This window comes from Cytophagales bacterium (assembly GCA_033344775.1).
Lineage (GTDB): Bacteria > Bacteroidota > Bacteroidia > Cytophagales > Cyclobacteriaceae > JAWPMT01.
In genome coordinates, this window is sequence record JAWPMT010000005.1 from 2,449,884 (window position 1) to 2,462,527 (window position 12,644).

Below are 12,644 nucleotides of genomic sequence, written 5' to 3' on the forward strand. Positions count from 1 at the left end.
TCAAAAGATAAAGGGCTAATTATCAACTACTTTGAATTTTCTTCCAGATCGATCAGGGATAATCGTACATGATCGATGCGATTATCCTGCACAGAAACGATCACAAACTCGAAATTCTCATGCGTAATCACCTCGTTGAGGTCGGGAATGTCCTCGTAAACATGCAGGATCAACCCTCCTAACGTGTCAAATTCACCTTCTGGAAGATCGAGAGCATAAGTCTCATTCAGGTAATCGATCTCGTGACGGGCACTTAGCAGGTATTCTGTATCGGAAATCTTGTTTTCCAGCAATTCTTCATCATCATGTTCATCGCGGATCTCTCCAAAAATTTCTTCGATGACATCTTCCATGCTGACAATCCCGGAAGTCCCCCCAAACTCATCGACCACCAGAGCCAGGCTTTTGTGCTCATTGATGAATTGTACCAATAGTTCATTTGCCGGAGTGGTTTCTGGCACAATAATGATCGATGTGAGGATTTTTTTAATGGTGGAAGGTTTCTTAAAGAGCTCAAGTGAGTGACAGTAGCCAATTACGTCATCAATGGATTCTTTGTACACCACAATCTTAGAATGTCCACTTTCAATAAACGCCTGTTTCAGTTCTTGAATGTCGTCATCAATATCTACCGCTATGATCTCTGTCCTGGGGATCATACACTCCCGGACCTTTACCTCTTTGAATTCCAAGGCATTGTTGAAGATCTTGGTGTCGATCTCATGCTCCTCTTCAGGAGTCGATATGATATTTGTTCTGATGTAGTTATTGAGATCTGTGATGCCATAAACGGGTTTATCCTCAGAATATTCCAATTTGAATATCTGAGTGATGATGATTTTGGAAATCTGCACCACAGGCCAAACAACAATCCAAAGCAACAAATAGATCAGTCCCATGGGAATGGCAAGCAAACGCAACATGAAACTAGGGTTGAGCATGAATAAACTCTTAGGAAGAAACTCTGCCGTTATTAAAACCAAAATGGTAGAGATGATCGCATAGAGAGGTATTGACAAGAGTAGCGGCTCTAACGGGAAGTGGGTTTTAAGCAAAATGTTCGCCAAGCCTCCATACGCAACCAAAGCGATATTATTGCCCACCAATGTAGTGGCCAGAAAGTGTGCACGATTGCGATGAAAAATGCCAAGAATCCATCCTACTCTTCCTCCTTTTTGATGGATCAACTCAAGAGTGATCTTGTCGGAAGAAACAAAAGCTATTTCCATCCCGGAGAAAAAAGCAGAGAAAAACAGGCAAATTAATATCCCTTCCCAAATCATAGGCGTGAAGAAAAAATAGCTTCCACGTATCTAATATAGTTACAAAGGGTCATCGCTTCTTTTTTGATGGCTTCTTTTTTGATTTCTTTCGGGCTTTTTCTTCTTCCTCCTCCTTAAGTTTCCTGCGTCCCTTCTTGAACGCATAGGCAAAAAGTAATCCCAGCGAGAACACAAAAATTCCATAGGCCTCAGATATGGAATAGATCAGCGCCTGGTGCGTACCGATCACAAAAAAACCCCATGCCATAAAAAAGAAAATACTTTCGGATCCTTTCATTAACAGTTATTGTGGGTCATCCTCAATGGTCAGGGTACCTGAAGGCTCGTGTATGGTGTAGCTATCAAAGTTTTGGTCAGCCGTCAATCCATTCCCTGTATGGATCTCTCCATCCGAAACGATGGTTACAAACTTCTCGGTGTAGAAAATCTCTTTGTTGGGATCCCAAAACAATTCCTCGGTATTGAGTTCATCTTTGGTATCGAAGTTCTGTACTACCACATTCCCGATGCCACGATAGATATCTTCCTCACTGCTGTACTCAGCCACATCGGAACGAAAAGTCGATTGCTTTGTTTTTCCATCCTTGCGGTAAATCTCAAGATTCAACCCTTCAGGCCAATTTTCATCTCCACTTTTAAAGGTGATCTTTTTGGCCGAACGGATACGGATCACCGCCTTTCCGGAATCAGTCATCATGGTATTTTCATCCACAATGACCCGAATAGGCCCTTCGTACGACTCAGCTTGCTTCAGGTCCTTGGTCTCACAGGCTACCATCGCAACTAGTACGCAGAGCATAAAAAAACGGCCACAGGAATATCCTATGGCCGCAATGCTTTTTATAGAGAGCAAATTAGTTTGCAGGTCTTCTTTCAATTGTCACGTCTGTATTGATCCAACATCCCACAGTGACTTGCTTACCTTCTTCATAGTTTTCATTGAAGATCTCCTCAATGGAAGGGAATTGTGCCTGAGCAGCTTCCATCAATTTGGCTTCACCTGCTCTTTTAAATTCATTGTAAGCAGCGATGTAAACCGCTCTGTCCTGCACTTTGCTTTGTCCCCCTTTACACTCTTCGAAACTCTTCATGTAAAGCGTACCGATCAAACGATTGGCTTCTTTCTTAGAAGGATCGAAAGCCAATGCTCTTCTCGCGCTGCTTCGTGCATCAATCTTGCGATCCTGCACATTGTAGATTTTCGCCATATCGATATGAACGTCTGCTTTCTTGATGTTATCATCTGTCAGATCAATCGCTTTATTGAAGTATTCGAATGCCTGAGCATAATCTTCATTGGCAGTCGCTTTCTTAGCGATGAAGAGACATACACCATAATCAGGCTCACTTTCGTTGATGATGGTCGCTGATTTGATTGCCAGCGGGCTATCTGTACACTTATTGTTGAGCAGCAATTGGAAAATTTTCTTGGCCCACTTCACATCACCGGTAGCCTCCAGCTTAGGTCCGAGTACCGTTTCAACGAATTCACAATTCACTTCTACAGTAGCAGTAAGCAGTTTATCTACCTGATCCTGATACTTGTCGTAACGAGCTTTTTTATCATCCGAAACTTTTGCTCTTTGAGCAGCTAAATGGTCGGAAATGATAGAATAAATCTCAATTACTTTCTCATCACTTACATCTCCTTTTGCAAATCGGAATTTGTAGACCACATTCATGTAAGCAACGAGATTACCAGCGTTGGTCTTTTCACCGTTCATGTCCACAGCTTTAGTGAACAGCTCGTACAGGTAAGGATATTTTTCTTTGGTCTTATTGTAAAATTTGTAGGCGAAAATGGCTTTTCGATTGGTTACGAAGGCCTCTTTCTGGAAATACTCAACGCGCTGATCGAATATCTCCAATCCTCTTTGTACATATTCTTCTTTCTTGGTAGCATCTGCTTCTTTGGAAGCAAGATTGCTGTAGATTTTTTCCCCTTGCTGATAGATAGATACATGAAGATCGGGTGTATTCTCATACAACCACTCCAGAGGAACGATCGCTTCCTCAAATTTTCCTGCCTTAAACAGGTCAGTATAAAGGGCATTTTGCTCCTTCGCTTTATCAACGTCCTGACCCCAGTTCCATCCGGGTTGAGCTTGGGCAAAGAACACCGCTGTAGCTAGTACGGCGAAGACAAAACCTTTTTTGATGTTTTTCATATCGATTGCTTTTCTCAACGACTTGCAATAAGTGCAAGTCACAAATATAACCATTGCTTTCTTTAAATTCTCCTAGTCATAGCGCCTCTTAATGAACCATCGGTCATTTATCGTCGCTCCGAGAACAATTTGGAAGTAATTTTCTCTCACCAGATCATTGTCCGTCGTTCCTCGCCAACCAAGTTTGAAGGCGGAATCGATGGTAGATACGGCATTGATGGGAAATGTCGCACCAAAAGTAAAGCCTATATCGTTGAGATCTGTATCATTGACGATATAGGGAAGTTCTTTGTAAGTAAAACCCGCTCGATAAAAGATCCGATTCCAGTAACTTCTAACGTTGACATAATCCGGAACAAATTCTGCTCCAACAGCTATCTTCAAATCATCCCTGAAATTCGGATTAGAGCTATATTCTCCGCCAGACCCTCTGGTAATATCAGCACCAATGGTCCATTTATTTAAGATTTGATAAGAAATACCCAACCCAATTACCGTCGGCAATTCAAATGTTTCACTTTGGTCTACCCTGATTTCCTGACGCTGAATCAAAGTTCCCGCTGTTTCACGTGTGAAAAGTTCATCGCGTGTTCCGTCTAACGTAGTAGACAAGTCATAGGTCAGTCCAAAGTTCACAGCTCGAGTTTCCGAGATCTGCACCCGGTAAAATCCTCCAAACTGAAAAGCAAAGTCCTGATAGGCTATTTCGTTATTGTAATTAATCGTAAACGGAGAATTGTCTCCTTCAACGATACTTTGAAGCCGATTTCGGACCGATCCGAAAACAAAACTGCTTTTAAGACCTATGGAGAAATTCTTGGTTATTGCAACTCCATTAGTCCAATCCAGTCGACTTAAACCTCCTTCTCCGGCAAAGGCGTTGATCGATTCGAGATCAGTACCGTCAATGGTCTGTCTGGAGAAAAAATCATAATTCACTGTGCTGTAAGGCAATACGGCTACGGCAGAAGTCCACTTACCCGAAATGACCGGAAAAGAAATGTTCAGGAATCTTAGACCCGCTGTACCATCAGATTGGGTGTTATTCTGTGTCGTAAAACTTCTAATATCCCCCTGAAAACCCACCTGAAAAGCGGTTAGCGTATTGAACACTGCCAACGCGGGGTTTACATTATTGATGTGCCAGAACGTCGGTGTGGAAATACCAATCTCACCCATCCCCAGGTTTTGAGGCATGCCTGAGAACGAAAGCTCACCAAGCCCATTGCTGCTGTAGGGTGACACCACCGTCTGCGCATTTGCCGCCACACTCCATACAAACAGTAAAAATATTAGGATATTAATCCGCCTCATGATCATCTAAAATTCTATGCAATCCCACCAGTACGATTTCAGGGCGCACAAAGATGGGTGGTTTTATAAAGGATTCAAAGCTGGATGCACTTCCACCGGTTACAATAACGCGCGAGAGGTCAAATTCTTTTTTGAATTGGTCAATAAAACCATTGATTTCCATGGCCATTCCCTCTCTTGCACCCAGATACATGCATTCACGGGTGCTTTTACCCGGAAAGTTGGTGCTGGAAAATTGATCCATGGAAATGTCCGGTAAACGTCCCGTCATTTCGTGCATCGAGCGCATACGCATATTGTAACCTGGAGAAATGATTCCTCCATGGAAAGTTCCCTGATGATCAATGATATCGTAAGTGTTACAGGTTCCAAGGTCCATGATGAGTACACGCTCGCCCGGAAATTCGGTGTAACCTCCAACAGCTGCTGCTAACCGATCCATACCCAGGGTTTCAGGCGTATCATAATTGAGTTGAATAGGCAAAGTTGTTTGGCGATCAAGAAACAGGGGTCTTTTTTTTGCAGGCAGCGTCTCAAAAATATCAGATGTCATGACAACTGAACTGACAATCGCTGGAGATTCACTGGAACCGATCAATTCGACCAGAGATTCTGCACTCTCTACATAAAAGATATCCACAAGTTTCGAACCATGAAATCGCCCTCCTTTGATCCGGGTGTTACCCACATCGAAAACTAACTTTTCCTCCATTTTCATCCGATCTTCAAAAGTAAGTCATGCCTCGTCATAGAGTAGCTCAATCGAATGAATTCGCATCGGAACCTGCTGATTTTTAGGGATTTTTAACAAGCCTGGAAGAATCATCGCTCTTATTTGCAAAAAGTGAAAGCATCCTGAAACGCTGTTAACATCGTTTTGCTTGCGTTAGGCCAATTGACCGTTAGCCGATGGTAAATCAACTAGTGTTTTAACAGCTCGCTGAACTCAGACTATTTTTATATCTTTCTAAGGAATTTGCTTTTCTAGGCTCTAAGTGTAATTTAGTGAGGTAGAAAGAGCTGCGACTGACCAATATGACCCTTAATTACCGCATTGTCTTTGTATTTCTGGTGATGTTGATCGGATTTTCCGCTCAATCTTTCCCTGTGGAAGAATTGAGTCCTGGGGAAGCCGTGGAGCTTGTAGCCAGCAGCGATTCCGGATCTTCCGAACATCATGGGCCTGCGGCATGGAGTGTCTTCCCTTTCGTTTTGCTGCTCTTGATGATCGCCACAGGTCCGCTTTTTTACGAACACTTCTGGCATAAGAACTATCCAATAGTTGCGTTGGTTCTGGCAGCAATCGTAATAGGGTACTATTTATTTGGTTTACATAATTCACATAGCCCTATTCATGCCCTGGCGGAATATGTTCAGTTCATTGCATTGCTTTCCGGATTGTACATTGCCTCAGGTGGGATCATGATTATCGTCGACAAAAAGGCAGCACCAGGTACGAACGTCATCTTGTTGGCCATCGGGGCTGTAATCGCAAATATCATCGGAACGACAGGGGCTTCAATGTTACTGATCCGTCCATTTATCCGATTGAATAAAAATCGGATCAAAGCCTATCACATCATCTTTTTCATCTTTTTAGTGAGTAATATCGGCGGTTGCCTCACTCCCATCGGAGATCCTCCGCTGTTTCTAGGGTTCTTAAAAGGTGTTCCATTTTTCTGGACCTTAAGTCACAATGTGGTGCCCTGGGCATTCGCAGTGGTGGTCTTGTTGGTGCTTTTCTTCCTGTACGACAAAAGAAACAAGTCCGATTATAGTTTCGGCGAAGATGTATCGGAACCCACCAACAAAGTGGCCATTCGTGGTACAAGAAATTTCTGGTGGTTGTCCGTGGTAGTTGGCTCTGTTTTCCTCGACCCCAATGTTTTTGAGTGGGTGCCAGGAATTGAATACGATGGCGTGAAATTCTCTTTTATTAGAGAGATCATCATGTTTACCAGTGCTTTCTTAGCTTATAAGTTTGCTGACAAACAGGCTTTGAGTGGCAATGATTTCAATTTTGAGCCAATACGAGAAGTAGCCTTTATCTTCATTGGCATATTTGGCACCATGATGCCCGCTCTGGAATTGGTAAGCAATTATGCCCAATCTCCTGAAGGAGCAGCGCTGATCTCTCACAATACCCTTTACTGGGGAACAGGACTACTTTCAGGGTTCCTGGACAATGCACCAACTTATATTAACTTCCTAACGGCAGCTATGGCTTCCACAGGAGCAAGCATTACGGTACTGCCAGAAGTGGTCGAATACGCCTCCGGAGGATTTCCAAATTCTATCCTGAATCTGCAAGCCATATCAGTGGCAGCAGTTTTCTTTGGCGCCATGACCTACATTGGCAACGGCCCTAACTTCATGGTCAAGTCAATTGCAGAGCAAGTTGGTATTAAAATGCCTTCTTTCTTCGGTTACATCATTCGGTTTTCTATCCCGATCTTATTACCGATCTTCTTGCTCGTTTGGTTGATCTTCTTTGCATTTGCCTGATTAGACAATCACATCAACAGAAGTACAAGCCATTTCTTTGTTAACACACTAAGCAGAGATGATTGAGCAATTTGCATAGCGGCAAAACGCCATTCCTCCGTACTAGAGATCCTGTTAAAAATCAAATAAGCTTTCGTTCAACAATTTCAGGGACTGCTTCTTGTATTGCGTATCTACCAGTACAGAAACGTTATTTTTTGATCCACCGAAGGAAATCATCCGAATGGGAACCTCACTCAAAGAATTGAATATCCTGGCACCGGTACCCTTGCTCTCAGCAATGAGATCTCCCACCACACAGATGATCGTTTGATCCGTATCTACTTCTACTAAACCAAAGGGTTTGATCTCTTCCACGATTTGGGACAAATGGGTATCGTCATCGATCGTCAATGAAACCGCAATTTCCGAGGTGGTGATCATATCAATGGAAGTCTTGTGTGTTTCAAAAACCTCGAATACTTTTCTCAGGAAACCATAGGCCATGATCATCCGGGTGGACTTGATCTTGATGGCCGTGATATTGCTCTTGGCTGCAATGGCTTTAACTCCCTGTGGATCTTTGTGAGAATTAATGAGTGTGCCTTCCGCGTCTGGTTCCATCGTGTTCTTTATTCTCACGGGCACATCGTGCTGGTGCGCAGGAATGATACAGGTCGGATGCAGGATCTTGGCACCGAAATAGGCCAGCTCCCCTGCTTCATCAAATGATAGTCTGGAAATGGGCCTGGTCTTATCAACCACCCGAGGGTCGTTGTTGTGCATCCCATCGATATCCGTCCAGATCTGGACCTCCTCAGCCTGCAAAGCGGCCCCTATCAAGGTAGCCGAATAATCACTCCCTCCTCGCTTTAGGTTATCTGTTCCACCTTCGGCATTGCGACAGATGAATCCTTGTGTCACGAAAGTAGTGACTCCTTCATATTGTTCTAACTGGGCGGCAAGCCTCGGCTTGATCACCTCCATGTCGGGATCATTGGCTTCATTCAAATACATGAAATCTACCGCGGACAACAATTTCATGCTAACCCCTTGTTCTTCTAAATAAAGGGAGAACAGATTGGTGGAGATCAACTCACCAAATACCACCGTGATCTTTTCAATTTGTGGCCTGAAAGGTTGATCCAGTAATCGATCCAGCTCTGCAAAGTATTTGTCTACTACCGTATTCGCGCGTTCCCTCAGGGCCGTTTTTTCAAGCAGTTCATCAATCAGCGGACCGTACTTAAGTCGAAGGGTTTTGGATTTCTCAAGTGCCGTATCCTTTTCCCCTCCCTGATGTAGCGCACTTATTTCTACGAGTGCATTCGTGGTACCAGAAACTGCACTTAGGACCACTACCTTAGGCCCCTCTGTAGCAGTAACCAACGCTGCTACACCTTTCATACGTGATGCGGAACCCACACTGGTACCGCCAAACTTCAGAACTTTCATTGCTTATTAAGTGATTTAGGAAGTGCCGGGGTAAGCACAGGATTGCTTATCGATGGGTTGTTTTATATGGCCAACATTTTCACCGCTGTGATTGCAGCTTCATCTCCTTTGTTACCATGACGACCGCCAGAACGCTCCAAGGCTTGTTTTTTATCATTGGTGGTCAATACCCCAAATATGACCGGCTTGTCATACTTCAAACCCACATTCGTAATACCATTGGCTACAGCATCACAAATAAAATCGAAATGCGGGGTTTCTCCTTTGATCACAACACCAATGCAGATTACCGCATCTATGTCTTCTTTTTGAGCCACCTTCTGAGCGCCCAGGCTCAATTCAAAACTTCCAGGCACGTTTACGCGCACGATATTGTCTTTGGACACCCCCACACCTTTCAGGGTTTGGATCGCACCGGCATATAGGGCTTCTGTGATTTCTTCATTCCATTCGGATACCACGATGCCATATCGGAATTGACCGGCCTCGGTAGTCCCTGTGGAAGAAAAGTCGCTTAGGTTTTTTTCTGAACTTGCCATAAACAAAAAAGGGACAAGGCTTTTCAACCTTATCCCGTAAATATTTTAAATATTAAGGTTGAATCTACTCTACGGCTAGGCCCTTAAGCCTTGCGCTGTGTTTGAGTGCTTCTTGCTCCATACGTGATTTCGCAAAATCATTTAGAATTCGATCATACGCGGCTGCGGCTGCAGTTACGTCTCCACTTTCTTCCAAAGCAATCGCCAACTTTTGTAGATAGACGGGTGTGAATTCCTTATTCGGTTTATATCCTGCAGCATCATTGTAGGCACCGATGGCTTTATCAAAGTCATCCAACTCCATATAAGCGTCACCGATCAATGAGTAAGCACGGGCCTGCAACAAGTAATCATCGCTGCTAAAGTCTTCCAGGCTACGGATTGCATTTTCCCACTGGCCTAATTTCAAATAAGATGCTCCAGCATAGAAAGAAGCGAGGTTCGCCGCTTTTGTACCACTGTAGCGGTTGATGATATCCAGAAAACCGTAGTTGTTTCCGTCTCCGTTCAATCCTCTACCCAGGCTATCCTGCTCGAAATAATAAATGGCCTGAAACATCTCTCGTTGTGCTTCAGCATTCTTGTTACCCTGCTGAAATCGGAAGAATGTCAATCCACCTACGATCAATATCGCCAGACCCAGAACTCCAAATAACAGGTTCTGATTCTTCTTACTATTGAAAAATTCTTCTGCTTTACCAGCCAGTGCATCTGGGTTTTCCAACAAGTCTACCCCAGAACTATTCTCTTCTTTTTTGGTCTTCGCCATCTTACCGATCCAAATTTTGCGGACGCAAAGATAAAATAATTATTGATTTCAGTTTAATCTGTGATGTAAGGATAATTATCATCCACATAAACATCCTTATAAGCCTCCGATGCATCAGGGAATGGAGATTGCTCAGCAAAGTCCACAGCTTCTTTCACCTGAACCTTGATTTTAGCATCAATCTCCTTCAAATCTTCTTCCGTGGCAATCTTTTTCTTAAGGATGGTTGCTTTAACCTGCTCGATAGGATCCTGATTTTTGTAGGATTCTACCTCTTCCTTGGTTCTGTACTTTGCAGGATCAGACATGGAGTGTCCCTTGTAACGATAGGTTCTGAATTCAAGTAAAGTTGGGCCATCACCTTTTCGAGCGCGATCCGCCGCTTCTGCCACCGCAAGGTGAATCGCTTCTACGTTCATGCCATCTACCGGCTGCGAAGGCATTTCGTAAGCATCGGCCAATCGGTACAACTCGGTTACGTTAGAAGTACGCTGGACGGAAGTTCCCATCGCATAGCCATTGTTTTCGATCACGAAAATGGTAGGGATTTTCAAGGTCATCGCCATGTTCAGCGCTTCGTGGAAAGCACCTTGTCTCACAGCTCCGTCTCCCATGTAGCAAATAGAAACTTTACCTGTGTTGAGGTACATTTCCGCAAAACCAAGACCTGCTCCCAAAGGAATTTGTCCACCGACGATCCCGTGACCTCCGGCAAATCCTCTTTCCTTATCAAACATGTGCATGGATCCACCTTTACCTTTGGATACACCAGTGGCTTTACCGAATAGCTCTGCCATGATGGCTCCTGGATTGGTCCCTAATGCCAATGGATGGGCATGGTCCCGATAGGCAGTGATGTATTTATCTCCTTCCTCCAATGCAGATACGGCACCGGCGGCACATGCCTCCTGACCGATGTACAAATGACAAAAACCTTTGATCTTTTGCTGTCCATACAGCTGACCGGCTTTTTCTTCAAACTTCCGCATCAACATCATGGATTCATACCATGTCATGTATGTCTCATTGGAAAACTCCACTTTTTTCTTTTTGGAGGTCGCTGCTTTTGCCTTTGTAGCCATGCGCTTTTCTATTTCTTTTTACTAATGATATTAGATTTGTCGAGCCAGATTTGTGGCGGGCGATGCGAAATTAGCCCAAAATGACTGCCTCTCAAAATTATAGATATCCCGGTGGTGAATGACGCTCCGACGGAGCAACCGTAAAGCATGCGAATAAGCAAATTAAGGCTGGAACAGTTCAAGAACTACGAACACGAAACTTTCGAGTTTCACGACAGGTTCAATTGTCTGGCTGGCTTAAATGGCGCAGGGAAAACTAATGTACTTGATGCATTGCATTACCTGGCCTTTACCAAAAGTGCTTTTCTCGGCACCGATGGGCAAAATATCCTCCACGATCATCATTATTTCGCCATTCAGGGATGGTTTGAAGGCCTGGACGATCCTTTCGATGTGATCTGTTATCAGGAGCAACGAAAGAAAAAGCTGATCAAAGTGAATAAAGCAGAACCGGAGCGGATCAGTGAACATATCGGACGGATCCCCATGGTACTGACAACTCCCTATGACACATCCATCCTACGGGAAGGCAGTGAGGTACGCAGAAAATTTATGGACGGCACTTTATCGCAGTTCGACCACAAGTTTCTTGGACAATTGTTGAACTATCAGCGGTTACTCAAACAGCGGAATGCTACTTTGAAGCAAAGCGACCAAATGACTGAAAGTTCACTGCAAACATTGCTGGATGTGTACGATGCGGAGATGATTCCTTTGTCTATTGCCATTGCAACCCGCAGACAAGATCTGGTGCAGCAGTTTGAACCTTTTTTCGCAGAAAGCTATCAGGTCATCGGTACCGAACATGAAGCCACCAAAGTCCATTACCTCTCTCAGGTGCTTGAGGAAGGTTTTGAATCAAAGTATCGTGCTAATCGTAAAAAGGACATCATCATGCAACGCACGCTTCTGGGTTGCCACCGTGATGATGTGGATTTCCTGCTCAATGACCACTCGGTTAAAAAGATTGGTTCTCAGGGACAGCAAAAAACGTTCATCGTGGCATTGCGGCTTGCACAGTATGACTTTATCCATGCACAGCGATCAGATAAACCCATCTTAATGATGGACGACATCTTCGATAAACTGGACAGTCAGCGGATCATTCGACTTTTGGATTTACTCCATGACGAAGAAAGATTTGGACAGGTGATCCTGACCGATGCACACCCGGACCAAATTAAAAATCAATTTTCAGACCATTCCAAGGTGAATTTTTTTGAAATTAGCCACGGAAAACAAGTCTCCTAATGTCCCAAGACTCTACACAAAGTTTCAAACAAGCCTTTGGTCAGTACCTCAAGAAAAATGAGAAACTGGAACAGCAGTTCAATGAAAAGAAACTGATCCACTCCTGGAATGAGATCATGGGAGAGCCCATCGCCAACCGTACCACCAATATTTTCATCAAAGACGGGGTGTTGGTGGTGAAGCTCAGTTCCGCCCCATTGAAGCAAGAGTTGAACATGGCCAAGGAGAAGGTACTTGAGCTTTTTGAGAAAAAGTTAGGCTCTCAGGTTGTGAAGGAAGTACGGTTTATTTGAAAAAAG

General features: G+C 43.9%; 13 protein-coding genes. 3 read left to right on the forward strand and 10 right to left on the reverse strand.

Going from position 1 to position 12,644, the window contains the following annotated elements; translation table 11 throughout:
* Nucleotides 1–26 precede the first annotated feature (26 nt).
* The 6 genes from R8G66_27950 to R8G66_27975 form a co-directional block, all read right to left on the reverse strand.
* Nucleotides 27–1,283, reverse strand: a complete 1,257-nt coding sequence (locus tag R8G66_27950; protein ID MDW3196238.1) for a hemolysin family protein — start codon at nt 1,281–1,283, stop codon at nt 27–29.
* Between the two features lie 49 nt (nt 1,284–1,332).
* Entirely contained in the window at nt 1,333–1,560 is a 228-nt protein-coding gene (locus tag R8G66_27955; GenBank protein ID MDW3196239.1) for a hypothetical protein, read from the reverse strand.
* Between the two features lie 6 nt (nt 1,561–1,566).
* On the reverse strand, nt 1,567–2,082 hold the full coding sequence (lptC, locus tag R8G66_27960) for an LPS export ABC transporter periplasmic protein LptC (GenBank protein ID MDW3196240.1): 516 nt from the start codon (nt 2,080–2,082) through the stop codon (nt 1,567–1,569).
* 55 nt (nt 2,083–2,137) lie between these two features.
* Nucleotides 2,138–3,451 carry a hypothetical protein gene (locus tag R8G66_27965; GenBank protein ID MDW3196241.1) on the reverse strand — a complete coding sequence of 438 codons (1,314 nt, stop codon included), beginning with the start codon at nt 3,449–3,451 and terminating at the stop codon, nt 2,138–2,140.
* Between the two features lie 72 nt (nt 3,452–3,523).
* Nucleotides 3,524–4,765 (reverse strand): hypothetical protein, encoded by a 1,242-nt coding sequence (locus tag R8G66_27970; GenBank protein MDW3196242.1) that lies wholly within the window; start codon nt 4,763–4,765, stop codon nt 3,524–3,526.
* On the reverse strand, nt 4,752–5,477 hold the full coding sequence (locus tag R8G66_27975; protein MDW3196243.1) for a type III pantothenate kinase: 726 nt from the start codon (nt 5,475–5,477) through the stop codon (nt 4,752–4,754). Before R8G66_27975 ends, R8G66_27970 begins: the two co-directional genes overlap by 14 nt.
* Nucleotides 5,478–5,800: 323 nt before the next feature.
* On the opposite strand from R8G66_27975, the gene R8G66_27980 reads away from it, so the two are divergent.
* Nucleotides 5,801–7,270: a sodium:proton antiporter gene (locus tag R8G66_27980; GenBank protein MDW3196244.1), complete on the forward strand. Its 1,470-nt coding sequence runs from the start codon at nt 5,801–5,803 to the stop codon at nt 7,268–7,270.
* Nucleotides 7,271–7,384: 114 nt separating this feature from the next.
* On the opposite strand, the gene R8G66_27985 is transcribed toward R8G66_27980, so the two are convergent.
* From R8G66_27985 to pdhA, 4 genes are all read right to left on the reverse strand, one after another.
* Entirely contained in the window at nt 7,385–8,704 is a 1,320-nt protein-coding gene (locus R8G66_27985) for an aspartate kinase (GenBank protein MDW3196245.1), read from the reverse strand.
* 62 nt (nt 8,705–8,766) lie between these two features.
* The gene (gene ribH / locus R8G66_27990; protein MDW3196246.1) at nt 8,767–9,243 is read right to left on the reverse strand and encodes a 6,7-dimethyl-8-ribityllumazine synthase; all 477 of its coding nucleotides are present in this window, start codon (nt 9,241–9,243) and stop codon (nt 8,767–8,769) included.
* Between the two features lie 64 nt (nt 9,244–9,307).
* A complete protein-coding gene (locus R8G66_27995) occupies nt 9,308–10,012 on the reverse strand; it encodes a tetratricopeptide repeat protein (protein ID MDW3196247.1) in 705 nt (234 codons plus the stop codon).
* Nucleotides 10,013–10,065: 53 nt separating this feature from the next.
* On the reverse strand, nt 10,066–11,094 hold the full coding sequence (gene pdhA / locus R8G66_28000; GenBank protein MDW3196248.1) for a pyruvate dehydrogenase (acetyl-transferring) E1 component subunit alpha: 1,029 nt from the start codon (nt 11,092–11,094) through the stop codon (nt 10,066–10,068).
* A 147-nt stretch (nt 11,095–11,241) separates the two neighbouring features.
* On the opposite strand from pdhA, the gene R8G66_28005 reads away from it, so the two are divergent.
* Nucleotides 11,242–12,345 (forward strand): DNA replication/repair protein RecF, encoded by a 1,104-nt coding sequence (locus tag R8G66_28005; protein ID MDW3196249.1) that lies wholly within the window; start codon nt 11,242–11,244, stop codon nt 12,343–12,345.
* A complete protein-coding gene (locus tag R8G66_28010) occupies nt 12,345–12,638 on the forward strand; it encodes a DUF721 domain-containing protein (protein MDW3196250.1) in 294 nt (97 codons plus the stop codon). Before R8G66_28005 ends, R8G66_28010 begins: the two co-directional genes overlap by 1 nt.
* The last annotated feature ends 6 nt before the right edge of the window (nt 12,639–12,644 follow it).